The organism is Nonomuraea sp. NPDC001636, assembly GCF_040298265.1.
In the GTDB taxonomy this organism is placed as follows: Bacteria; Actinomycetota; Actinomycetes; order Streptosporangiales; family Streptosporangiaceae; genus Nonomuraea.
On the sequence record NZ_JBEOZT010000020.1, the window covers coordinates 125,392 to 148,544 of the forward strand.

Consider the following 23,153-nt stretch of genomic DNA (forward strand, 5'->3'; position numbering starts at 1 on the left):
CCTCAGCGGAGTCTCAGTGGTTCCTCAACGCCCTGGCCCGATCCCTGACCTCCTCCGCGCGGGCGTCGCCGAACTCGTCGAACCACTCCGCCGCGCGCTTCCACGCGTCCAGCGCCGCCTCGGCCTCGCCGGCCAGCGCGTGCGTCTCGCCGAGCCTGACCAGCGTCTCCGCCGCGGGATACAGGTCGTCGCAGCCCCGCAGCAACTCCGCGGCGCGTTCGTAGCAGGCCACCGCCTCGGCGTGCTGGCCCATGGCGTCCAGGACGTAGGCGACGCTGTCCCAGGCGTGCCCCTCGCCCTGCGGGTATCCGAAGTCGGCCAGCAGGCGCTGCGCCCGGCGGCAGTCGGCCAGCGCCTGCTCGTACTCGCCGCGCTGGGCGCGCCACCAGCCCGCGTTGTTCAGCGCCCGCGCCTCGCCGACGACGTCGCCGCCCTGCCTGAACAGCTCCATCGCCCGTACGGCGTGTTCCAGCTCCCGCCCCGGCCCGATCCGGCTCAGCGGGACGGTAAGCCCCAGGTGGACGTGCGCCTCGAGGACCGGCTCGGTGAACCGGCGGTGCAGCTCCAGCGCCCGCTCGTAGTGCGCCACCGCCTCCCGGTCGTGTCCCAGCTTGACGTGGGCGCGGGCCATGGCGTTGTGGCAGCGCGCCGCGGCCAGCCCCTCGTCCAGGCGCTCGGCCGCCGCCAGCGCCACCGCCTGGACGCCGAGGATCTCGGCCCACGGGCCGCGCCGCTGCATGAACTCCGTGAACGCCCAGGCGAGCTGCCAGGCGTGCCGGTCCAGCCCGGCGCCGGTGGCCTCGGCGAGCAGCGCGGGCAGGGGCAGCGACTCCGCGGCGAACCAGCGCAGCGCCTGCGTCGCGCCGGCGAAGCGCTGTACCACGGCGCCGGCGACCGGCGGTGGCGGGTGCAGCCGCTCCCGGTGCGGGTAGCAGGCCTCGCTCGCGGCCAGGGCGGTGTGCACGTAGTGGTCGAGGAGGCGGTGCGTCGCCGCCCGGCGCACCTCCTGGTCGTCGGTCGCGCGGCCCTGCTCGGCCGCGTAGACCCGGAGCAGGTCGTGCAGGCGTACGCGGCCTTCCGCGCGCAGCTCGACCAGGTTGGCGTGGTCGAGCCGCTCGACCGTCTCCCGCGCGCGGTCGACCGGCAGCCCGGCCAGGCTCGCCACCGCCGCGAGCGGCAGGTGCACGCCCGATTCGCGGCCGAGCAGCCGGAAGAGGCGGGCGGCCGGTTCCGGCAGGTCGTGGTAGGAACGTCCGAGCACCTGAGGCAGGTCGATGGCCGGATCGGCGTGGGCGAACGGCTCCAGCCCCGGACGCGCCAGATCGGCGGCGGCATCGGCCAGCGACAGCTCCGTCTTACGGGACAGGCGCGCCGCGACGATCGCCAGCGCCAGCGGCAGGTGGCCGCACCGGCGCACGATCCGCGCGGCGGCCTCGGGCTCGGCCGCCAGGCGTGCCGCGCCCAGCCGCGCCGACAGCAGCCCGCGGGCGTCGCCGTCCGGCAGGACGTCGAGGCGCAGCAGCGACGCGCCCGCGGTCACCGACAGGCCGGACAGGTCGGAGCGGGTGGTGATCAGCGTCAGGCAGCCCGGCGCGCCCGCCAGCAGGGGACGCACCTGGGCCGCGTCGCGGGCGTCGTCCAGGACGACCAGCACCCGGCGGCCGGCCAGCAGGCTGCGGAACAGCCCGATCTGCGCGTCGAGGCTGGCGGGCACCCGTCCCTCCGGCACGCCGAGCGAGCCGAGGAAGCGGGGGAGCACCGCGGCGGCGTCGCTCGCGTCGAGGTCCGCGTGCAGCTGGCCGTCGGGGTAGCGCTCCCGGCGCAGGTGTGCCCAGTGCAGGGCCAGCGACGACTTGCCCACCCCCGGAGGGCCGTGGATCACGCGGACGGGGGCCCGCTCGCCGTCCAGCCGCTCCAGCTCGGCGGCCCGGCCGACGAAGCAGCCGAGGTCGAGCGGGAGCTGGGCGGGCGCCACGGGCTCGGCGGCGCGGGCGCCCCGATCGGGATGGAGCATCCGCTGGTGGACGCGGTGCAGTTCGGGCCCAGGATCGACGCCCAGTTCCTCGGCCAGGAGGGCGCGCACGTCCGCGAAGCGGGTCAGCGCCTCGGCGGTCCTGCCCCACTCGTGCAGCGCCTCGATCAGCGCGGCCCTCACCGGCTCGTCCAGCGGGTACTCCTCGGCCAGCGGCGACAGCGCCGCCACCGCCGCTCCCGGATCGGCGCGGGTCACGGCGCGCGCCCAGCGCAGGCAGACCTCCTTGTGCTCGTCACGAAGAGCGCGGCGCGCCCGCTCGGCCCACTCGCCCGGCAGCCCCATGAGCGGCTCGCCGCGCCACAGCCCGAGCGCCTCGCCCAGCGGCGCCTCCGGCTCCGGGACGGCCGCCGCCCGCTCGGCCAGACCGCGGAACCGGACGAGGTCCACCGCCGTCTCGTCCACGTCGAGCAGGTAGCCGCCGAGCCGGCGCAGCACGTCGCCGTCGTCGCCCAGCACGTCGTGGCGGAGCTGGGTGATGATCGTGTAGAGGGTCCTCCTGGCGCCGTCGGGCACCTGCTGGCCCCAGATCCTCTCCTGCAGCGCCTCGACCGGGACGACCCGGCCCACCTCCCACGCCAGCGCGGCCAGTGCGAGCGCGACCTGCGGAGGCCGTACCTGGCGGATCCGTGCCTCGCGTTCCACTTCCACCGGCCCAAGCAACCGAATCAACATGATCTTCGAGGGTAGTCATGGAGACGGCATGGAGAAATCGTTGAGCCGGCGGACGCACCATCCGGATCATGAGCGGCGGCGCTGCTCGGCTGCTGCACCGTCGCCACCGCCCTCGTCGTACGGCGGGGCGCGGCCGTACCGTGCCGCTGCTTCGGCGGCGACTCGCAGACGCCCTCGCCGGCGCGCCCCTCGGCCTCCTGATCACCCACACGGACGACCTCGCCTCCCTGCTCCGGTAACCCCGTACACCAGCCCGCCGGCTTCGTGTCGGCCACCTGTACGTCGTGGCCCGGACGACCCCCGATGGGGGACGGTGGCTACCGCCGAAGTTGCAGGCGGACGAACCGCTGTACGGCGATTGATAGACGGAAAATCTCTATTTTTCGCCGTATTTCACGAGCTCAGGGCCGTTGGTAGGGTCAGCCGCGCAACACGGAGTGATCCTCAGCCAGGAAGCCGGCGTGGTCAATCGATGGTTGTCAACGCTCATCCTGGTCTTCTCCGGGATCCTCGTGGTGACGGGGGCGCCCCCGGCCGCCGCCGCGTCGGTCCAGCCCGGACCGGGCCAGTTCTACGGGGTCCGGATCCAGGTGCTGAGCCACGTGTCGATCGCGGCGGGGGCCGCCACCACCGTCAAGGTGGCGGGGGTGGGCGCGGTGCCCGCGAGCGGGGTCGCGAGCGTGGCGGTGAACTTCGCGGCCAAGGGCGCGAGCGCGGCCACGGCCGACACCGTCGTCGCCCACGAGATGCCGGGCGTGTGGATCGCGCTGTGACCCGACGACGAGAGCGGGCCGGTCAGTTCGAAGGCCGATCCCGGGCCGGCCCGGGCCGCCACGCCGCTCCTGTCACCGCCGCGCACCTGTTCGTCACCACGCTGGGGCTCGTCCCAGAAGGCGGTTGCGCCGGTGTGACCCTCCACAAGGTCATGCGCGAGCTCGCGACCTGGACCGGCACATGCCCCCCGCCATCAGAGCTGAAGCCGTCACACCACAACAGCCACCGACAAAGCACTATTAGGCGCGCGTGGGCCAGACAGGGCCCTGGTCGGTCCAGACGACACCCTTGTTGCGGCAGAAGCAGAAGGGGTGGCCGACGGGGTCGGTGTAGACGCGCCACCCGTAGCCGTTGGGGCCGATGAAGTCCTGCTGCAGGGACGCGCCGAGGGCCAGGACGCGGCTCTGCTCGGCCTCGATGTCGTCGACTTCGAAGTCGAGGTGGAACTGCTTGGGGTGCTCGCTGTCGGGCCACTGCGGGGCCCGGTACTCCTCCACCGGGTTGAAGGCCAGCTCGATCTCGCCGAACTGGATGCCGGCCCAGCTCTCGTGGCTGCCCTCCTTGATCGGGCGCCCCGTCACCGCGGAGTAGAAGGCCGCCAGTTTCATTGCATCCGGGCAGTCGATGATGAAGTCGGTGAGTCGCAGCATCCCGCGATCCTGCCACAAGAGCAAAGAGGTCGGAACGTCGAGACGGGCCCGCAGGCCGATCGGTGGGCGTTGACGGCGGGCATCGCGTTCCTGCCGGTGATGCCGCTGTGAGCGCGTCCGCCTATTCGGACGAAGAGACCAGGTTCACCGTGTAGGTGACGAGAAGTTTGGCCATGACATCCTGATACATGGCATTGTAGTCAACCGTGATCGCCTGGAATCCGTCGATCTCGTCGTAGCGTACCTGGCGGTTGTAGCTGCCTTGATATGGCTCCTCGTAGACATGGCCGGTTACCACTATGTATTCCGTCAGGTCCCGATAGAAGATCAGCATCTGGTTGACCGTGCTGTCCAGCCCGTAGTAGGAGACGTCGAGCCGTCTGGTCACGTCATAAGTGAGGCTCTGACCTGCTGGAATATACTTGGCTCCGCTCGGGTGCATCGGTTCTTCGCGGTCCAGGCGCAGATAGAGATTCTCGTTCTGATAGATTTCCTCGTCGTCTATGGCGCGGACGGTTCGCACGTTTATGGCGCCGGTCGGCGACACGCCGAAAGGGCTTTTGTTTTGAATGGACGCCAATGTGACGTCGACCGTTTTGGTGGCCATGATCAGCTCCTCCGGCGATGTCTGCCCCGCGTTGATTCCGGTTGTGCTCACCCGTAGAGGCATCGCCGGCAGCGGTGAACCCAGTTCTTCCTCCGCTTCTACCCCTCGACCCGACGTCTGCATCTGGGGCTGCCGCGTCTTACCCAACTCATAACGTATGGATCACCTTTCTCAAAAGGAGCCGAGTGGGGCAGGCCGCTGCACTCGCCACAAGGGCCCGTCGCGCCGATCCCACCCGGTGCGTCCCGGCCATCGGCGTAATGTGCCCCCGGGCAGCAGGGCCCGATGGCGTGACCCCGCGGCCGGGGTGCGGTCATGGCGAGGCCGGTGCCACCGCGCCGGACGTCAGGGCCGCCTGCACGATGCGGAGCGCTTCGGCCGCGTCGAGGCCGACGCTGGCGATCACGGCGGCGTAGTCGGCGGCGGCCTGGCGGGCCCGTTCCCGGCCCTCCTCGCCCGCGGCCGACACGAACGAGCCCGCCCGCCCGCGCGTCTCGATCAGCCCCGCCTCCTCCAGCTCCCGGTACGCCCGGCCGACCGTGTTGACGGCCAGGCCGAGGTCGGCCGCCAGGTGGCGGATGGTCGGCAACCGGGCGCCCACGGCCAGCGTACGGTTCTGGATCTGCCGGGCGAGCTGGGCCCGCAACTGCTCGAACGGCGGGACCGGCGAGCCCGCATCGATGACGATCATCGCAGGCCGACCGCGCGCCGCGCCGTGGCCGCGTACGACGGCGTCCTGACCTGGACGGCGACCAGGGCGAGCACCCCCAGCACCAGGAAGCCCACCGAGGCGGCGCTCCACCACCCGGGCGCGAACCCGGACAACAGCACCACCGGCAGCGCCCACAACACGGGCGGCGCGGAGCTCTCGCGGGCGTCCTCGATCCGCATGACGACGTCGGCCGTCAGCGAGACCTCGTCCTCGGCCACGACGGGACGGGCCAGCATCTCGCGCAGTTGCAGGACGGTGCCGAGGGCGACTCCGGTCACGGCGACCAGCAGCACGACGGCGGCGTGCCGCGCGGTGCCCTCGGTGACGGCCAGCGCGCTCACCCCCAGCGCGAACGCGCAGGCGAAGGTGGCGCCCGCCATGACGGCGTAGGGCCGTCCGAGCAGGGCGGCCCAGCCGAGCTGCACCGGATGGGTCACCCGTCGTGGCAGTGCGGCCCCGGCGCGCCGGTCGACGCGCCGCACCCAGGCGTCCAGCAGGGCCTGGGTCAGCAGCAGCGCGACGATCGACCCACCCAGCGCCGACATCGGCACCAGCCGATCCGACCCGGACCCGCCGGAGGCTCCGGGCAGGGCGGCGACCTGCGCGAGGGAGGCCGCGACGATCAGCGCGGCCAGAAGGACGCTGCCCAGCAGCCGCACCCGCCGCCGCACCGCCAGGCGCGTGGCCAGCAACGGCGTCGGCGGGCCGTCGCTCAGGCCGTGCCGCCGCAGCCAGGCCTCGGCGGACCGGACGTCGGCCGGCGGCGGTCCGGCGTCGGACATGGAAGCGTTCGTCATGCCTCCTCCTTTTGTCGCAAGCTTTGTAGCAACATGGTGCGTCATACCTTGCGACAAAGTCAACGCCCGGGACGCTCGCCCTCCCGAGGACGCAAGCCCCGTCGTTCCGGTCCCCACCTGGGCCAAGATCTGACGGACCCGGTTGCGATATTCGCTGGGACTGTTCGACAGGCCGACCGTAGGGTGCGGTCATGGACTGGCAGACCTGGCACGACGAATACGACCTTGACGACTCCGTCCTGGCGCGGCGACTGCGGGTCGTCCAGGACCAGCTCCGGCCGGCTCTGGACGCTCGCCCGCCCGGTCCGCTGAAGGTGATCAGCTTGTGCTCGGGGCAGGGCCGTGACCTTCTCGGCGTGATGGCCGATCATCCCCGTCGTGGCGATGTCCGGGCGCGCCTGGTCGAACTGGATCCACGCAACGCCGCGGTCGCCCGGGCTGCGGCCGCGGCCGCCGGGCTGGACCAGGTCGAGGTGGTGACGGCTGACGCCGCGCTCACCGACCACTACCAGGACATGGTGCCCGCCGACATCGTGCTGGCCTGCGGGATGTTCGGCAACATCACCGACGAGGACATCGAGCGCACGATCGGCTTCTGCCCACAGCTGTGCGCCACCGGCGCCACCGTCATCTGGACGCGGCACCGCCGCGCGCCGGACCGGGTTCCGCGGATCTGCGCCTGGTTCGAGGAGCGAGGATTCGACCGGAAGTGGCTGTCCGACCCGCAGGCGGGGTTCGGCGTGGGGGTGCATCGCTTCACGGGCCGGCCGCAGCCGCTGGCTCTCGGCGAGCGCATGTTCCACTTCGTCGGCTACGACGTACTCAAGGACACCGGCCCCCAGGCTTGAACCCGGTGGGTTGCCGCGGATTGCCGAACAGGCAACCAGCCTGAAGATTCCGTCCGCCTGCGGACTCGGGGACCGCGCAAGCAATGAGTCGCTCAGGCCAGACTCCACATCCGGATCGTGGCGTCGAGGCTTGCAACCTGCTGCTCGCGTCGGTCCGCGCGGGCGCTGGTCACCCGGTGGAGACCGTGATGTCTCCGGAGCCCGTGGTCAGTGACATCTTGCGTGGCGAGGAGCCGTCCTTCTTGACCGAGACGTTGGCCTCACCGGAGGCCGTGACGGCCTTCACGTCGAAGGTCTCGTCGGGGACGGTGAGCACCACGTCGCCCGACCCGGCCGACAGCTCGACGCTCTCCGGCGCGACCGCGTACTTCAGGGTGACCTTGCCGGATCCCTCCTTGATCAGCAGCTTCTTGGAGCCCAGGCCGTCACCCTTGATGTCGCCGGAGCCGGCCTCCAGGTCCAGAGGGCCGGTGAGCGACCTCAGCGTCAGATCGCCCGAGCCGGTGTCCAGGTCGACCGGCACCCCCTTGGGGACCTCCACCTGGTACTCGACCCCGCAGTTGCCCCACGACTTCTCGCAGTCGTAGGAGACGGACAGCGTGCCGCCCTCCACCTTGTGCGTGGCCCGCGGCTTCTCGTTGCTCCAGTAGAGCCTCTCCGTCACGCTGACATGGGCGGCATCCGACTCGGTGACGGTCACGTTCCCGCTGCCGCTTCTGAGGTGAAGCCGCTGCACCTTCTCCTTGACCTGGTACGTGCTGGTCTCCTCGTTCTTCGGTTTGCCGATGGCGTCCAGGCCGCACCCGGTCAGGAGCACCGCGGAGGCCAGCAGGCCGCCCGCGATCGCAGTGATCTTCATGCCGTCAATCCTGCCCGGCCTTCCCCGCGGCCTGCATCAGGGATGCCCCCGACCGGTCCCCGGGAGAACCCTCACCTCCGACGACGGCTCGCCCGTCCAGGGGGTGCGGTCGGTGGGGAGCTCGCGCCCGTCGCGCCGCGCACCGACGAGCCCGACGAGCCGACCAGGGAGCTGCTCGGGTTGCTCGCCGGCGGCCTCACGGACGAGGCCATCGCGCGGACCCTGGGGCTCGGGCTGCGCACCGTGCAGCGCCGCATCCACGCCGTCATGCGCGACCTGAACGCCGTGACCCGCTTCCACGCGGGCCTGGAGGCCCGGGAACGCGGCTGGATCTAGCTCCGCGCGCGACCCCGCGGCCGGGCGTCCGGGCGTCCGAGCAGCATGACGAGCAGCCGGACGGCCGAGACCGCGCCGGTGGCGGCGCTGAGCAGGGTGAACCAGAACCAGAAGGAGCGCCAGGCGGCCGGGATCGGCAGGAGCGCCGCGACGACGATCGGCAGGCCGAGCACCAGCAGGCGCAGCCGGCGCTCGTCCTTGAGCTGGTGGCCGGACGCCGCCGCCGGGCGCAGGCCGCCGACGATCGCCAGACGCCAGGCGCGCAGCGCGGTGACATGGAGCGCGACGACCATCGCGAGCCCCGCCAGCTGCGCCCATTCGAACGCGTCGGTGCCGGCCGGCGAGCCGTACAGCACGGCGGTCGAGATGAACGGCACCGTGCTGAGCGCCTCGACCGCGATCACCCGGGTCGCCGGCCTCTCGCGGAACAGCGGAGGGGCTGTTATGTTCATCATGTCAACTATCGTAGATCATTCGATAGATTCAGTCACGATCCTTTGGGAAGTCCCATGAGAGTGCTCGCCCTCGGCGGACCCGGAGCGGTGACGCGGGTCGCGGTGCGCGTGGCGGCCGGTCTGCGCGGGGTCCGGGAGATCGTCGTCGCCGGCCGCGACCTCGACGCGGCCCGCGCCCTGGCCGGAGAGCTGAAGGGCGTCCCGGTCCGGCTCGGCGTCCGCGACGTCACCGGCGGACGTGCCCTGGCGGCCGCGCTGGCCGAGGCCGACGTCGTCCTCAACATGCTCGGGACGCACCACCGGCCGGGGCCGCCGGTGCTGCGGGCCGCGATCGCCGCCCGCACCCACTACCTGGACGTCTGCGACGACTGGGAGGCCACGTCGGAGATGCTCGGCCTCGACGCCGAAGCCCGCGCGGCGGGCGTGCGCGCGGTGGTCGGCATGGGCGCCAGCCCGGGGATCAGCAACCTGCTCGCGGCCAGGGCGGCGGCCCGCCTGGACACCGTGACGGACCTCTACGCCGCCTGGCCCGCCGACGTGCCGGGCTCCGACGCCGGCCGGGCCGGCCTGAGCGGGCCCGACGGCCGCCCGATCCCCGCCGTGGTGCACTGGATGCGGCACGTCAGCGGCACGATCGCGGAGATCGCCGGCGGTCGCCCGGTACGCCGGCCACCCCTGCGGCCGGTCGGGCTCGCGCTGCCGGGCGGCCGCGAGGGCACCGCGTACACCGTGGGCCACCCCGAGCCGGTGACCTTGGCGCGCAGCTACCGGGTGGCGGGGGAGTCGGCCGGTCTCATGGTCGTCACCCCCGGGACCGCGGCCTATCTGGACGTGCTGCGCCGCGACATCGACCGGGGCAGGCTCACGCCCGCGACGGCCGCCGCCGAGCTGACCAGGCCCACCATGTGGCGGGCCCTGCGCGCCGCCGTACGGGCCTTCGGCTTCAAGGGGCCCGGCTCGCTGCCCGCGTTCTTCGCCGTCGCCACGGGGGTGGCGGACGGGCGGCCGGCGACCGTCCTGGCCCACCTGACGGGCACGTCGCCGCTGCTCCAGGGCATGGCCGAGGCCACGGGAGTGCCGGCCGCGCTGGGCCTCGCGCAGCTGATCGACGACCCGGGGGCGCGGCCCGGCGTCCACCCGCCGGAGGCGGCGATCGACCACGGGCGGTTCTTCGCCGACCTGGCCCGGCGGACCGGCGGCTCGGTGCAGGTCGCCGTGGAGACGGCGTGACGGCGTGACGGCGTGACGGCGTGACGGCGTGACGGCGTGACGGCGTGACGGCGTGACGGCGTGACGGCGTGACGGCCCGTCAGGCGCCCGCGGCCAGACGGCTCAGGCCGCCGTAGAGGCCGAACAGGCGGACGGCGCCGGCGTCCTTGCCCGTCTGCTCCTCCAGCAGCGACCAGCAGCGCGCGGCCAGCGCCCGGGCCCGGGCGCCGGGCCAGGGGCGGGGGAGCAGCTCAGGGGGGAGCAGCGGGTCGGCCTCCATCGCGCGGGTGAACTCCGCGGCCAGCTCCACCGCGATGGTCAGCCGCCGCGGCTCGGACGACCCGGGCTCGTCCGGCGGCTCGGCGTGCTCCTGGAGGAACCGGAGCCGGGGCTCGGCCACCGCGGCGAGCCGCTCGTAACGTTCGGCGATCTCGCCCAGCGGCCACATGGCCGCAGCGAGCGCGACGGGATCGCTCTCCTCGCCCCGGCGCAGGTCCCGGGTGGTCAGGAAGGTGACGTGGCCGAGGACGTCCAGGCGGCGGGCGTGCTCCTCGACGTAGGGCTCCCACGGATTGGCGCTGACGTACAGGCCGCCGTGGACGGGGGCGCCGCCCAGCAGGGTGAGCGCGGCACGCAGCGCGTCGCGCGCGGGCCGGGCGCTCTCCGGGACGGTGAAGGCGACGAGATGCCAGGCGCCGTCCCAGGGGGCGAGCCCGGCGTCCTGGCGGTAGGCGTGGGTGACGAACTCGACGTCGAGGCCCATCGCGCGTCCGGTGCTGCCGGTGGCGCGCAGGATCGCCTTGCGCCCCCGCCCTTCCTGGACGAACCGCCCCTCGGCGACCAGCCGTTTGATGCACAGGCGCACCTGCTGGTCGTTCATGTCCAGCAGGTTGGCGGTGGCGTAGAGCTCGCCGGCGTCGACCGTGAGATCGGTGCGGACGAGCGCCTCGACGAGCATCCGGGTGGGGACATGGACGTCCATGCCGACTATCGTATCGAATCCGATCGTTAGCCGCCGATGACCTGGGCCACCGCGTCCAGCAGGGTGCGGTGACGGGGGTCGGCCAGCGCGTCGGCGGGCATCGTCCGCGGCAGGAAGGCCAGGGCGAGACCCCGGCGCGGATCGCCGAGGCCGAGGACGCCGCCGATGCCCGGATGGCCGAAGGCCGTGGGCGACCCCAGGCGCCAGGCGCGGCTGGGCAGCGCGAACCCGCACCCGAAGGCCGACGGCACGCCCAGCACCCGGTCGCGCCCGGCGGCACGCGGCCGGACGGCCGCCCGCCAGGTCCCCTCGCCGACGAGCGGCGGCTCGTCGCCGGGCGCGGATCCGGCGCCGGGCAGCAGCAGCGCGTAGAGCCGGGCCAGGGAGCGGGCCGTGGCCACGGCGTTCGCCGCCGGCAGGTGGGCGGCGAGGGTCTCCGGACGGGCCACCCACCGGTCGGGCGGCTCGGTGAGCGCACCCCCCACCGTCATCGCCGCCCACAACGGCGTCCCGGGCCGGGCGAAGACCGCGGTGGTCATCCGGACCAGGAACGGGACGCGCGTGGCGGCGTGCACGGGCGCGGGCGGCGGGCCCGACGCCGCGCCGCCGATGCCGATCGCCAGGCCGCGCGGCCGGCACACCCACGCGTCGAGCACCTCGCCGAGCCGTCCGCCGGTGACGCGGCGGACGAGCTCGTCGGCGAGCGTCCCCCAGGTGACCGCGTGGTACCCGGGCCGTCCCGGCGGCCAGCGCGCGGGCTCGGCGGCCAGGACGTCGGCCAGCGGACGCCCCTCCAGCACCGCCCCGAGGGTGGCGCCGCCTTCCGGCGCGATGAGCCCGGCCTGATGGCTCAGCAGGTGCGCGACCGTGATCCCGGACTTGCCGCGGCGGGCGAACTCGGGCCAGTACCTGGCCACGGGCGCGTCGAGGTCGAGGTGCCCGCGGTCGGCGAGCACCGCCAGGCAGGCGGCCGCGACGCCCTTGGAGGCCGAGAAGATCACCTGCCGGGTGTCCGGGCCGTAGGGGCCGGACGCGTCGCTCCCGGCGTACAGATCGACGACGGCCCGGCCGCGGTGGATGACGTGCAGCCCCGCGCCGCGCTCGCCCGGCCTGCCGGTGATCGCGGCGAACGCGCGGCGGACCGGCTCCCACCCGGGCCCGACCTCGCCGCGGACCCCGGGAAGCGGGCGATCGGCGCCGGTCACGGGGTCCGGTCCACGGTGACCACCTCGTCGCGGCCGGTGCGCGGCGGGTCGCAGTGGACGGCCAGCTCCGCGAAGTACCTCTCCGGGTCGAGCACGGCGTCCGGGGGATGGACGCCGTGGGCGCGCACCGAGCCGTCGAGGATCTGCGCCGCCGCCAGCGACAGCGGGATCCCGGTCGCCCTGGCCATCCCGCGCGGCGAGCCGATCAGCCGCGCGCCGATCCGGCACGGCCGCCCGTTCCGGACGCCGGCGGCCAGCGCGAAGAAGGGCGGCAGCGAGCCGGGGCCGCGCAGCGAGAGCCGGCGCACGGCGGAGCGGGCGAAGCGGCCCGCGGTCGGGCGCTCGATCGCGGCCGCGGCCTGCTCCAGGGAGAGCCCGCCCCGGTCGATCTCCTCGCGCAGGGTCATCAGGTACGCGGCCGTCTCCGGCCTGACCACCATGACGCAGGCGGAGTCGCCGGTGATCGAGCAGGTCGCCGGGAGCGTCAGCGGCTCGGGATGGCCGACGGTGTAGGCGGTGCCGGGGCCCAGCCCCGGGTAGTCGAGCCTGACCGGTTCGAGCGGCGGCCGTTCGGCGGGCGCGCCGCCGGCCCAGACGCGGATCGTGCCGGACAACTGCTGCATCCAGTGGACGACGGCGGCCGACTGCCCGCCCGCCGAGGCGTCGGCGGGGTCGTCGCCGACGAACGGGACGTCCACCGGCCAGGCGGTGTGAAGGCTCTCCACGGCGTCCAGCTCACGGGTCGCCAATGCGGCCAGCATGTTGCTGGTGCCCGGGCTCGCGCCGGCCCCGATCACGGCCGTCACGCCGGCGTCCCGCGCCTGGGCGTCCATGGCGAGCATGTCCAGGGTCGGTTCCCAGTCGTCGCAGATGTCGGCGTAGTGGGTACGGCTCTCGATCGCCGCCCGCAGGATCGGCACGCCGAGCCGGAAGAACGGGCCGGTGGTGTTGACGACCAGGTCGGCGTCGCGGAACAGCTCGCGCAGCCGGACCGGGTCGGCGGCGTCCACGGTCGCGGCCGAGGCGTTCGCGTACTTGACGGACAGCCGTGCGGCGGCGGCGGTGTCGCGGTCGGCGATCACCAGGTCGGCGATGTCCGGCCGTCCGGCCAGCGCCTCGACGACGGGCCTGCCCATCGCGCCGGCGCCGCCCAGGGCCACCACCCGGTACTGCTCACCCATCGAAGATCATCCCCTTGCGGACGTCGAGGAACGCCGACCGCAGCCGGTCGGTCAGGTAGTTCTGGCCGGCCGTCCACGGCGCGCGGTCGCCCTGCTGCGGGAACAGGTGCGCCGCGCGCTGGACGTAGGCGGAGGTCAGGCCGAGCAGCGGACGGCGGGCGACGTCGCGCGGAAGCGCGGGCATCGCGGTGGTCAGGCCGTGCCGCCGCATGTGGTCGAGCAGCCGGACGACGTACCGGGAGGACAGCTCCGCCCGCAGCGTCCACGACGCGTTGGTGTAGCCGACGCAGAAGGCCAGGTTGGGCACGCCGCTCAGCATCAGCCCGCGGTAGGCGGTGGTGTCCGCCAGGTCGACCGGGCGACCCTGCACCGACACGGCGATCCCGCCGAGGGGGATCAGCGACAGGCCCGTCGCGGAGACGATCACGTCCGCCTCAAGCGTGCGCCCGGACTCCAGCTCGATCCCGTGCTCGGTGAGACGGGCGATCCGGTCGGTGACCATCGACACGCGCCCGGCGGCCACCTCGCGGAACAGGTCGCCGTCGGGGACGACGCACAGCCGCTGGTCCCACGGCTGGTACCGGGGGGTGAAGTGCCGGTCGAGGAGGGCGGGGTCGGGCAGGTGGCGCTGGATGCCCCTGCGCAGGTGCCGCTTGGTCTGCTCGGGGTAGCGCCGGCTCAGCCAGTACGTGAGCTGGCTGCTCAGGACGTTCTTGGCGCGCAGCAGCCGGTGGGCCGTACGCGCGGGAAGCAGGCGGCGCAGCGGGCCCGCCACCGGGTCCACGTCGGGCAGGGAGGTCAGGTAGGTCGGGGAGCGCTGCAGCATCGTGACGTGCCCCGCCCGCTCGGCCAGCGCCGGCACCAGGGTGACCGCGGTGGCCCCGCTGCCGATCACCACGGTGTTCTTGCCGGTCACGTCGAGGTCGTCCGGCCAGAACTGCGGGTGCACGAACCGGCCGCCGAAGTCCGCGGCGCCCTTGAACTCCGGCTGGTGGCCGTGGTCGTAGTCGTAGTAGCCGGCGCAGACGTACAGGAACGAGCACGTCCAGGTCCCGCGGGTGGTGCGCACCGTCCATCGGCGCCGCTCCCAGGACCAGTCGGCGGACAGGGCCTTGGTCCGGTGCCGGACGTGCCGGTCGATGCCGTGGTCGCGGGCGGTGTCCTCGATGTAGCGGCGGATGGCGTCGCCGTCGGCCAGGGACTTGCGGCCGCGCCAGGGCTGGAAGGCGTAGCTGAGGGTGAAGATGTCGGAGTCCGAGCGGACGCCCGGATAGCGGAACAGGTCCCAGGTGCCGCCGAGACGGTCTCGGGCCTCCAGCACCGCGTAGGTCCTGCCGGGGCGCCGCTGGAGATGCCATGCGGCGCCGATGCCGGACAGGCCGGCACCGATGATCAGTACGTCGACGTGTCGCCGGGCATCGGCCGTGTCGGCTTCGCTCGTCATGAACGCCACCTCTCTTTCGCATACAAAACTATCGCATGGGAAACGATCGTAGCAATTCCGAACGATTGTCTCGGGGTATGGCGAAGCGCGCCCCGGCCCGTGCCCGCAAGGGCCGGCGCGGGGGCGGAGGTCAGCGCTGGTTCAGGAGGCCGGGCTCCCGTCGACCCACGACGGGTCCGCGACGAGGGTCCGCAGCTCGTTCACGAGCCGGGCGGAGTGGAACCCGTCGGCGGCGGCGTGGTGCACCTGGAGTGCGAGGGGGAGCAGGACCCGGCCGTCGCGCTCGGTGTACCGGCCGAGGGTGAAGATGGGGGCGAGATGGTCCCAGTTGCCGCCGATGTTGAGGTTGAACCCGGTGAAGGACGTCCACGGCAGGCTCGACACGTCGAACGTGTTGGACGGCGGCGACCCCTGCGGGAAGAACTCGGTGGCGCGGGCGTGCTCGGCGAGCAGGGGAGCGGCGGCGTCGTGGAAGGCGGCGAAGTCGGGGTCGTAGGGCGCCCACACGCACGCGAACGTCTCGCGTTCGGGGTTGAGGACCGTGAAGGCCGGATGCACGACGGGCCAGACGGCCGGCTCGCCGGAGGCGGTGAGGCACATCCTGAACTCGTCGTGCCGGTTGACGACCGTGGCGATCGCCCAGACCTGCGCGAGGTAGGACTTGCGTCGCGACCGGCCGAGCGCCGCCGCGAACGCGGTGACGTCGATCTCCACCGTGATCGAATACGTGCACGGGACGGCCCGGCGGTAGTGCTCGAAGTGCTGCCGGCGCGGCCAGGCATCGGTGTCGATCGGGATGGGGGCGTCCATGCCCTCATCATCCCAACCGCCGGGCCGGACGGATTGTCGGCCCCGGCGGATACGGTCGCCCGCCATGAACACGGCCGGTGAGGCGGAGGTCGGCCGGCTCGAAGACCGTCCTTCCGGAAGGGCGGGCTCACCCCGGCGCGGGCAAGCCGGCGGCCGGGGCCGGCTCGCCGCGGACGGGCAGCAGGCGGGCCAGCAGGGCCGTGGCCAGCGCGGCGATCAGCGCGGCCGCCAGCATGCGCTCCAGGATGATCATGTGGATCAGCCACGGCAGCGCCGTCCGCAAGGGCAGCCACACCAGCTCCAGCGCCAGGGCGTAGAGCACCGCCGCGACCAGCCCCGTCAGCATGCCCTTCGCGACCGGCGACGTCCCGGACAACCCGGCCACGCAGGCCGCCAGAGCGGCGCCGGCGGCGGCTCCGGTCGCGATGACGCCCGACAACGCGGTGCCGGAGCTCTGGAAGACGTAGCCGTTGACCGCGCCCGACACCGTCGCCGTGACCAGCGCCGCGGCGGCCGCGCAGCCGACCGCCAGGGCGACGCGGCCGGTGCGCCGGGGCGCGGGCGGGCGGGGTTCGCCGAGGGTGACGAAACGTACCGCCATCGGGGCCAGCATGAGCAGGACGACGGCGAGCAGCAGCAGGACGCCCGCCGACAGGCGGGAGTCCAGCATGATCTGCGCGCTGATCAGGACCTGGGCCAGCGGGTCGGAAACAGCGGGATATTTCTGGACGTGGGCGATGATGATGTCGGCCTGGAGGTCGTAGAACCCCCGCGCGCCCAGCGTCACGACCACCGCGATCAGCAGCAGCGGCCCGAGCGCCGACCGCAGCCCGTGCACCCGCGGCGCCCACACCCGCGCCACCCACCGCACCCACACCCCCAGCAGCAGGCCCGCCACCGCCAGCACCACCAGCCCGGCGAGCTGCACCGACACGGGGAACGGCGCCAGCGCATGGTCGGTCATCCTGCTCGGGGCCAGCACCCAGCCGCCCGCCAGCCCCACGGCCAGGCCCAGCGGCACGTGCACGGCGTCGCCGCGCGCCGACACGGCCCGCAACGCCCGCAACCCCAGCGCGACGGCCAGCAGCAGGGCGAACACCTCCGCCGGCCACGGCAGCGTGTTGGTGCGTCCCTGCGCGGTCAGCGACGTGGCCGGGTCCATGGTGAGGGAGAAACAGCCGCCCAGCGCCAGCGGGAAGACGAAACCCTGGCGGACCAGCGGCTCCTCGTCCTCCAGCGCGGCCCGCCGGACGGCGAGATGCGGATGGGTGCGCACCCGCAGCGACACCGGCCACCGGCGCGGCGACGGCGCCTGCTCGAACACGCGGCGCAGCGGCGTCGCGTCCCGCTCCCACGACAGCACACGGGCGTCGGCCATCAGCTCACGCGACTGCAGCACCACCGAACGGGTCAGCCACGACAACACCGCAAGCCCGGCGATCTGGGCGGCGAACAACCACGACAGCGCCGCGCGCGCCCCGAACGGCATCAGCTCCGACCGCAGGAACGGCGCCTGCCCCGACAACACCCCGTTCACGGCGGCGAGCAGGCCCGGCACGAGGATCACCGCGGCGTACGACCGCCACATCGCCAGCGTCACCGCCGTGATGGTCAGGTCCCTGTTGCGCACGTGCGCCAGCTCGTGCAGCACCACCGCCCGGAACAGCGGCCGGTCGCGCTCGAACGACATCCAGGTGCCCCGGCTGATCACCACGTACCGGCGCCCGGCCCGGCCGAAGGCCAGCCCGGCCACCGCGGGGTCGAGCACGTCGAGCAGGAAGACGACCCGGCGGCCGCCGAGCACCTCCGCCGCCATCCGCCGCAACTCCTCGCCGACCTCGCCGCCGACCGGACGCAGCCGCCGGCGGCGGATCCGCCAGGCCGGGCCGAACCAGTACTGCAGCCCGGTGAGCAGGACGAGCGTCGCGAAACAGAGCAGCACGCCGAGCCGGAGATCCTGGTGAGCGCCGCGGCTCATCACCTCGCACGCCGGATCGTCCAGGCCCTTCAGTGCCGCGAGCTGGCACGCCTCCCTGACCTTCGCCGGGACCTCCGCCCCCTGCGCCGACAGCAGGTCGAAGATCCCCGGCCGGTAGATCGCGGTCGTCGCGAACGCCAGGCTGATCAGCAGGACGAACGCGGACGTGGTGGCCGACGGGAGCCGGCCCCTCATGACGGGTTGCGGGCCAGCTCGCTCACCACCGCGTCGGCCAGCGCGTCGGCCTGCGCCTGCGACATGCCCATCCGGCGCGCCTTCTGGTAGGCGACCTTGCGGATCTCCGTCAGCCGGGCCGGCGGCAACGGCGCCGGGCCCGCCGGCCGCACCTCGGGCAGCTCCCGCGGACGGCGGCGCAACCGGCCGATCAGCCGGCCGGTCCACGAGCCGACGTCCTTGCCCACGTCCGCGAGCACCGTGGTCACGACGCCGGAGACGATCGCCGTCACCAGCAGCTCGTCCACTCCCGGCAACCCGAAACCGAGCGGATCCCGATGCGACCTCGGCCCGGTCCTGCCGCCGAGCGCGTCCCAGGTCTGGTCGAACAGCGGAAGTTCGGCGGGGGCGATCCTGGTCACGACCCGGCGGCTGAGATCCTTGGCGAACACATCGGACACCTGGGCCTCCAACAGGAGAATTCCGTTGCCTGAAATATAGGCAGCTCCGAGGCCGGGCGTCCTCGGATACCGACGGCCCGCCCCGGATTCCGCCGCATTTCCGCCGCTTTTTCGCTGCTTTTTCTCCGTGGCCCGTCCGATGACTAGTCGCCGTGGAGCCCGTCGGGGTCGCAGTAGTCGACCTCGTTGGTCGGCTTGAAGTCGGCCACGATGATCTCGCGCCGGAACGGCCCGCCGCTCGCCATCTCCTCCGCGGACGCCTCGAAGGTGAAGCGCTGCATGGGCCGCAGCAGCGTGCCCGCGATGACCACCGGCCTGCGCACCGAATAGATGGCGGGGAACGGGCAGCAGTAGTAGCTGCCGAGCGGCTGGCCCGCCACGTCGACGGCGTAGGCGATGGCGCCGTCCCGGAAGGCGGCGTCGATCTGCGCCTGGATGTGCAGCGTGGCGGCCGGGTCGGGGTCGTACTCCCACATCTCCTTGACGGCCTGCCGGGCCTTGGGGTCGGCCTGCCAGTAGTCCCGCCGCTGCGGGTCGGTCAGGCACCAGGGGTCGAGGTCACGCAGGTTCGCCTCAAGGGACCGGTACGTCGCCGCGGGCCTGGTGACGGTGCTCTGGTAGGTGGCGATGTGCCTGGGCATGGCGATGAGCTGGCCCACGTGGTAGTAGAGCTCCAGGGACCGCTGCAGCCGTTGCTCGATCGCCTCGTGCAGGCTCGGCTTCGGATCGGCCTTGAGCAGCCCCTCGGCGTAGTCGGCGGCGGTGGCGGCCTCGGCCACGAGCTGGCGCAGCCGCTGCAGGTCGGCCTGGTGGTCGTGGTCGTCGGCGACGGTCTGCTCGAACACGCCGAAGGCCACCTCGGCGTGCCGGCGGATCGCGCGGGTGGCGGCCAGCATGCCGTGCAGATGGGGCAGCGGGCACGGGTCCGCCTCGGCCCATTCGGGCAGGTCGGCGGGCAGCTGGAGCTCTGTCTCGACCAGGTAGCGGGTGTTGCCGGCCGCCTGCCGGGCCCGCGACACCCAGCCCTCCACCTGGGCGAAGCAGGCGGCCACCTGCCGGCTGGTGACCGGCGGCACGTAGCCCGCGGTGCGCGGGTCGGCGCTGTAGTCGGAGTCGAGCAGCTGCTCGCCGATGGTCTGCAGCACGAACGCGTTCCAGGTGCACAGCAGCTGCCCGGAGGCGGACTGCGGGCCGTGCCAGAGGTTGACGCCGTCCTGGACCAGGCGTAACCGCAGCTCCTCGGCACGCTCCAGCTCGGTGTAGACCAGGCCCCCGGCTCGCCGGTACGCCTCCAGCTCGTCCGCGCGCACCTCGCCCTTGTACGCCGCGACCATCCGCGTCATCAGCGTCGGCCGCGCCGGATCATTGGCCATCATGTACGTCCCCGTCCTCTTCCCCCGTGACAATTGGTGATCCGTACCCTAAGCCGCCATCCCCTCGGCGGGCCATGCATGGCGAGCTCCGGAATCAGCCCGCGCGGCACGGACATGACGCCCTACGATCGGGGGATGGCCGTCCCCGAGCTGATCCGCGTCGTGACGCGTTCCTCTCCCATGGCGCTCGCCCAGGTCGAGCGCGTACGGCGGGAGCTGGCCGACCGGCATCCCGGCATCCGCACCGAGGTCGTCCCGGTCACCACGTCCGGCGACCGGTGGCAGGGTGCGCTGTCGGCGCTGGGCGGCAAGGGCGCCTTCACCAAAGAGGTCGACGAGGCGCTCCTGGCCGGCCGGGCCGACCTGGCGGTCCACTGCATGAAGGACGTGCCCGCCGACCGCCCGCTGCCGGCCGGCACGGTGTTCGCGGCCTTCCTCAAGCGTGACGACCTGCGCGACGCGCTCGTGCACCCCGGCGGCCTGAAGCTGGACGCGCTGCCCGAGGGCACCCGGATCGGCACGTCGTCGGTGCGGCGCGTGGCCCAGCTCGCCGCGTCCCACCCGCAGCTGCGCTGCGTGCCGATGCGCGGCAACGCCAACCGGCGCCTGGAGAAGCTGGACGCGGGCGAGGCCGACGCGCTGCTGCTGGCGGTGGCCGGGCTGGAGCGCATCGGCCGGCCGGAACGCATCACCGAGGCGCTGTCGCTGGAGACGATGTGCCCGCCGATCGGCGCGGGCGTGCTGGCCCTGCAGTGCCGGGAGGACGACCCGGCGACCGTCGACGCGGTCGCCGGTCTGGGGCATGCCGACACGTGGCGGGAGATCACAGCCGAGCGCATGCTGCTGCACGTGCTCCAGGGCCACTGCAACTCGCCCATCGCCGGTTACGCCCGCGCCGAGCGCGACGGCCGGTTGTCGTTGCGCGCCCGCGTCTTCTCCCCCGACGGCAAGCGCGTGCTCGACGCGCACGAGTGGGCCGGCCCGCTCGACCCGGCGACGCTCGGCACCTCCGTCGCGGTCGCGCTGCTCCGCCAGGGCGCCCGGGAACTGATCGACACCATCCCGCACTGAGGGCGGGCCGCCTACGTCGTGACGGCCGCCACCGCGTCCTCGTCGCGGAGGGGGTCGTCGCCGTGCAGCAGCCACTCCAGCGTGGCGGGGGTGGCGTCGAAGTGCCCGGCGTGCCCGGCGTCGGGCTGGACGGTGAGGGTGGCGGTGGGGATGCGGGCGGCGAGCCAGCGGGCGTGCGCGACCGGCACGACCCCGTCCAGCTCGCCGTGCCACAGCCGGACCGGAACGGTGACGGCGGCCGGGTCCACCCCCCAGGGGCTGCCGAAGATGGCGATGACGTCGTCGGCCCAGCCGCCGAGGCCGGGACGGACCGCCTCGGCGTAGGCGGCCGCCAACATGGCGCTGACCTCGGGACGCGTCAGGACGGCGGCCTCGAACGGCGGCAACTGCGGCGGCCCGGACGAGTCCGCCCCCAGGTGGGCGATCATGGCGTCGCGATCCTGGAGGGCGACGGCGGCGCTGCGCCGGTTGCCCTCCATCATCCCGGCCGTCCAGTCCAGCCCCTCGGCGTCGCGCGGGGCCGGCGCGGCCAGCGTGGCGACCCGGACGGCCCGGCCGGGGTGGCGGGCGGCGAACGCCAGCGCGTGCGGCCCGCCGCCGGAGACCCCGTAGACGGCGAACTCGCCGAGGCCGAGCGCGTCGGCCACGGCTGCGACGTCGTCCGCGCCGTCCACGACGCGCCGCCCGGGCAGCGGCGTCGAGCCGCCGAGGCCGGGACGGTCGAAGGTGATCAGCCGGATGCCGAGCCTGGTGTACAGGGAGTCGTCGGGGTGGCGGGCCAGGCGTCCCACGGGGGTGCCGTGCAGGTAGAACACGGGTGTTCCGTCGGGGACGCCCCATTGCTCCACGGCAAGGGCGCGGCCGTCTCGCGTGATCACTGTGTGCACTCCGCCACGGTAGCCGTCACCGGCACCCGCCCATCACGGGTTTCATCTCCGGCGGAACAGACGAATCGCCAGCCGGGTCAGCGGGGTCGGGCAAGAGGGCGTCCGGGGCGAAGTGCTTGCGGGCCCGCCCGGCTTTTGCGAGGGAATGGCGGTTTTCCGCAGGTGAAGCGGGAGGGACTTCGCCATGGTCGCGGCACGCGGGTGATCCGTAGCGTTGGGCGGGTGCTCAGAGACATCGTCGCCGTGTTCTGCCTCGCCCTGCCGCTCGCGTCCGGCCCGGCCGCGCCCCAGGACCTCGCGCCCTCGTCGGTGGACGCCTTCGTCACGAGGTACCGGGAGGCGACCGGGCTGCCCGGGGTCGCGGTCGCGATCACCAAGGGCAGGCAGGTCGTCCACGCCGCCGGGTACGGCCGGACCGCCGCCGGCGAGCCGGTGACGGCGGACACGCCCATGGCCGTGGCGTCGGTCAGCAAGTCCTTCACCTCGCTCGCCGTCCTGCAACTGGTGGAGAAAGGCCAGGTCGAGCTGGACGGGCCGGTGCGCGGCTACCTGCCCGAGTTCACCATGGCCGACCCCAGGGCCGCCCGGATCACCGTGCGGCAGTTGCTCAACCAGACCTCCGGCATGGCCGACTCGGCCTTCCACGAGAAGAGCCTGCCCCAGCCCCGCACGCTCGAAGGCGCCGTGGCCCGCCTGAGGACGGCGCGGCTCGCCGCGGAGCCGGGCACCGCCTTCAGCTACCACAACACCAACTACCAGGTCGCCGCGCGGCTGGTCGAGGTGGTGAGCGGGCGGCCGTTCGCGGCGTACCTGCACGAGAACGTCTTCACGCCCCTCGGCATGCGCCACAGCAGGACGGTCGACACCGACCGCGACCTGCCCGGCAGCGCCCGCGGCCATCTGGTCGTGCTCGGCCGGGCCGTCGCCGTGCCGGAGCCGCCCGGGTTCGGCAACGGCTCGGGCGGGATCCTCAGCACCGCCGGCGACCTGGCCCGATGGCTGATCGCGCAGAACGACGGCATCCTCTCCCCGCAGAGCGTCAAGGAGATGCGCACGCCGTCCGAGCAGGACGGGGAGTACGCCCTCGGCTGGGAGATCGGCGAGACCGCGCGCGGCACGCCCGTCGTCCGGCACGACGGCGACCTGTTCACCTCCACGGCCGCCCAGCTGCTGATGCCGACGCGCGGGTACGGCGTCGCGGTCATGGCGAACACCGGGACGGCCTTCGGCGACGCCGGCGCCCTCATGGACGGCCTGGTCGCCCTGATCGAGGGAGGCACACCCGAGATCCCCTCCGCGCCGCCCTACCTCGTCACCGACCTCCTGTTCGTCCTGCTGACCCTCGCGACCATCGGGCTGGCCGTACGGGGCGTGGCCCGCTCCCGGCGCTGGGCCGTCGGGTGCGTCGGGTGGCGGCGGTGGCGGCTGCTGCCGCATCTGGCCCCGCTCGCGCTGTGCGTCATGATCGTGCCGATCATGCGGGTGCTCCTGCGGGGTGGCGACATCATGTGGATCCAGGTGGTCTATCTGTATCCGACGTTCATGACCTGGTTGGTGACGGCCGCGGTCGCGGGCGCGGCGGTGACGGCCGCACGGCTGCTCGCCGCGGCCCGCACGGGCAGGTCGAGGTGAG

23 protein-coding genes are annotated in these 23,153 nt (G+C 73.4%); 7 read left to right on the forward strand and 16 right to left on the reverse strand.

Annotated features, from left to right (window positions below; genetic code table 11):
* Positions 1-13 precede the first annotated feature (13 nt).
* Positions 14-2,707 carry an AfsR/SARP family transcriptional regulator gene (locus ABT158_RS32155; protein WP_352359830.1) on the reverse strand — a complete coding sequence of 898 codons (2,694 nt, stop codon included), beginning with the start codon at positions 2,705-2,707 and terminating at the stop codon, positions 14-16.
* 81 nt (positions 2,708-2,788) lie between these two features.
* Here ABT158_RS32155 and ABT158_RS32160 point away from each other — a divergent pair, with 81 nt between their 5' ends.
* Both ABT158_RS32160 and ABT158_RS32165 read left to right on the forward strand, forming a co-directional pair.
* A complete protein-coding gene (locus ABT158_RS32160; protein ID WP_352359995.1) occupies positions 2,789-2,908 on the forward strand; it encodes a hypothetical protein in 120 nt (39 codons plus the stop codon).
* 275 nt (positions 2,909-3,183) lie between these two features.
* On the forward strand, positions 3,184-3,480 hold the full coding sequence (locus ABT158_RS32165) for a hypothetical protein (RefSeq protein WP_352359832.1): 297 nt from the start codon (positions 3,184-3,186) through the stop codon (positions 3,478-3,480).
* A gap of 240 nt (positions 3,481-3,720) precedes the next feature.
* Here ABT158_RS32165 and ABT158_RS32170 read toward each other — a convergent pair whose 3' ends face one another.
* The 4 genes from ABT158_RS32170 to ABT158_RS32185 all read right to left on the reverse strand — a co-directional run bounded on the left by ABT158_RS32170 (position 3,721) and on the right by ABT158_RS32185 (position 6,247).
* Positions 3,721-4,131 (reverse strand): VOC family protein, encoded by a 411-nt coding sequence (locus ABT158_RS32170; protein ID WP_352359834.1) that lies wholly within the window; start codon positions 4,129-4,131, stop codon positions 3,721-3,723.
* Between the two features lie 121 nt (positions 4,132-4,252).
* Positions 4,253-4,861: a hypothetical protein gene (locus tag ABT158_RS32175; protein WP_352359836.1), complete on the reverse strand. Its 609-nt coding sequence runs from the start codon at positions 4,859-4,861 to the stop codon at positions 4,253-4,255.
* 190 nt (positions 4,862-5,051) lie between these two features.
* A complete protein-coding gene (locus ABT158_RS32180; protein WP_352359838.1) occupies positions 5,052-5,429 on the reverse strand; it encodes a GntR family transcriptional regulator in 378 nt (125 codons plus the stop codon).
* On the reverse strand, positions 5,426-6,247 hold the full coding sequence (locus tag ABT158_RS32185) for a hypothetical protein (RefSeq protein WP_352359840.1): 822 nt from the start codon (positions 6,245-6,247) through the stop codon (positions 5,426-5,428). The genes ABT158_RS32180 and ABT158_RS32185 overlap by 4 nt, the downstream gene beginning before the upstream one ends.
* A gap of 191 nt (positions 6,248-6,438) precedes the next feature.
* Between ABT158_RS32185 and ABT158_RS32190 the strand changes: the two genes are divergently transcribed.
* Positions 6,439-7,095 carry an SAM-dependent methyltransferase gene (locus ABT158_RS32190; RefSeq protein WP_352359842.1) on the forward strand — a complete coding sequence of 219 codons (657 nt, stop codon included), beginning with the start codon at positions 6,439-6,441 and terminating at the stop codon, positions 7,093-7,095.
* A gap of 169 nt (positions 7,096-7,264) precedes the next feature.
* Here the strand turns inward: ABT158_RS32190 and ABT158_RS32195 are convergent, their stop codons facing one another.
* A complete protein-coding gene (locus ABT158_RS32195) occupies positions 7,265-7,954 on the reverse strand; it encodes a DUF4097 family beta strand repeat-containing protein (protein WP_352359844.1) in 690 nt (229 codons plus the stop codon).
* Positions 7,955-7,996: 42 nt separating this feature from the next.
* Here ABT158_RS32195 and ABT158_RS32200 point away from each other — a divergent pair, with 42 nt between their 5' ends.
* Positions 7,997-8,290 (forward strand): helix-turn-helix domain-containing protein, encoded by a 294-nt coding sequence (locus tag ABT158_RS32200; protein ID WP_352359846.1) that lies wholly within the window; start codon positions 7,997-7,999, stop codon positions 8,288-8,290.
* On the opposite strand, the gene ABT158_RS32205 is transcribed toward ABT158_RS32200, so the two are convergent.
* Positions 8,287-8,745 carry a hypothetical protein gene (locus tag ABT158_RS32205; RefSeq protein WP_352359848.1) on the reverse strand — a complete coding sequence of 153 codons (459 nt, stop codon included), beginning with the start codon at positions 8,743-8,745 and terminating at the stop codon, positions 8,287-8,289. The genes ABT158_RS32200 and ABT158_RS32205 overlap by 4 nt on opposite strands.
* Positions 8,746-8,799: 54 nt before the next feature.
* Here ABT158_RS32205 and ABT158_RS32210 point away from each other — a divergent pair, with 54 nt between their 5' ends.
* On the forward strand, positions 8,800-9,975 hold the full coding sequence (locus ABT158_RS32210) for a saccharopine dehydrogenase family protein (protein WP_352359850.1): 1,176 nt from the start codon (positions 8,800-8,802) through the stop codon (positions 9,973-9,975).
* A gap of 79 nt (positions 9,976-10,054) precedes the next feature.
* Here ABT158_RS32210 and ABT158_RS32215 read toward each other — a convergent pair whose 3' ends face one another.
* The 8 genes from ABT158_RS32215 to ABT158_RS32250 form a co-directional block, all read right to left on the reverse strand.
* Complete coding sequence (locus ABT158_RS32215) at positions 10,055-10,936, reverse strand: PaaX family transcriptional regulator C-terminal domain-containing protein (RefSeq protein ID WP_352359852.1); 882 nt, start codon at positions 10,934-10,936, stop codon at positions 10,055-10,057.
* Between the two features lie 26 nt (positions 10,937-10,962).
* Positions 10,963-12,141, reverse strand: coding sequence for a serine hydrolase domain-containing protein (locus ABT158_RS32220; protein ID WP_352359854.1), 1,179 nt, complete (start codon positions 12,139-12,141; stop codon positions 10,963-10,965).
* The gene (locus ABT158_RS32225; RefSeq protein WP_352359856.1) at positions 12,138-13,322 is read right to left on the reverse strand and encodes a saccharopine dehydrogenase family protein; all 1,185 of its coding nucleotides are present in this window, start codon (positions 13,320-13,322) and stop codon (positions 12,138-12,140) included. The genes ABT158_RS32220 and ABT158_RS32225 overlap by 4 nt, the downstream gene beginning before the upstream one ends.
* A complete protein-coding gene (locus tag ABT158_RS32230; RefSeq protein ID WP_352359858.1) occupies positions 13,315-14,766 on the reverse strand; it encodes a flavin-containing monooxygenase in 1,452 nt (483 codons plus the stop codon). Before ABT158_RS32230 ends, ABT158_RS32225 begins: the two co-directional genes overlap by 8 nt.
* 141 nt (positions 14,767-14,907) lie before the next feature.
* Positions 14,908-15,576, reverse strand: coding sequence for a type A chloramphenicol O-acetyltransferase (gene catA, locus ABT158_RS32235; protein ID WP_352359860.1), 669 nt, complete (start codon positions 15,574-15,576; stop codon positions 14,908-14,910).
* A gap of 127 nt (positions 15,577-15,703) precedes the next feature.
* Positions 15,704-17,749: a M48 family metalloprotease gene (locus ABT158_RS32240; RefSeq protein ID WP_352359862.1), complete on the reverse strand. Its 2,046-nt coding sequence runs from the start codon at positions 17,747-17,749 to the stop codon at positions 15,704-15,706.
* The gene (locus ABT158_RS32245; RefSeq protein WP_352359864.1) at positions 17,746-18,189 is read right to left on the reverse strand and encodes a hypothetical protein; all 444 of its coding nucleotides are present in this window, start codon (positions 18,187-18,189) and stop codon (positions 17,746-17,748) included. Before ABT158_RS32245 ends, ABT158_RS32240 begins: the two co-directional genes overlap by 4 nt.
* A 143-nt stretch (positions 18,190-18,332) precedes the next feature.
* Positions 18,333-19,565, reverse strand: coding sequence for a hypothetical protein (locus tag ABT158_RS32250; protein WP_352359866.1), 1,233 nt, complete (start codon positions 19,563-19,565; stop codon positions 18,333-18,335).
* 132 nt (positions 19,566-19,697) lie between these two features.
* On the opposite strand from ABT158_RS32250, the gene hemC reads away from it, so the two are divergent.
* On the forward strand, positions 19,698-20,633 hold the full coding sequence (gene hemC / locus ABT158_RS32255) for a hydroxymethylbilane synthase (RefSeq protein ID WP_352359868.1): 936 nt from the start codon (positions 19,698-19,700) through the stop codon (positions 20,631-20,633).
* An 11-nt stretch (positions 20,634-20,644) separates the two neighbouring features.
* On the opposite strand, the gene ABT158_RS32260 is transcribed toward hemC, so the two are convergent.
* Entirely contained in the window at positions 20,645-21,520 is an 876-nt protein-coding gene (locus ABT158_RS32260; protein WP_352359870.1) for an alpha/beta fold hydrolase, read from the reverse strand.
* 222 nt (positions 21,521-21,742) lie between these two features.
* On the opposite strand from ABT158_RS32260, the gene ABT158_RS32265 reads away from it, so the two are divergent.
* On the forward strand, positions 21,743-23,152 hold the full coding sequence (locus tag ABT158_RS32265; RefSeq protein ID WP_352359872.1) for a serine hydrolase domain-containing protein: 1,410 nt from the start codon (positions 21,743-21,745) through the stop codon (positions 23,150-23,152).
* The last annotated feature ends 1 nt before the right edge of the window (position 23,153 follow it).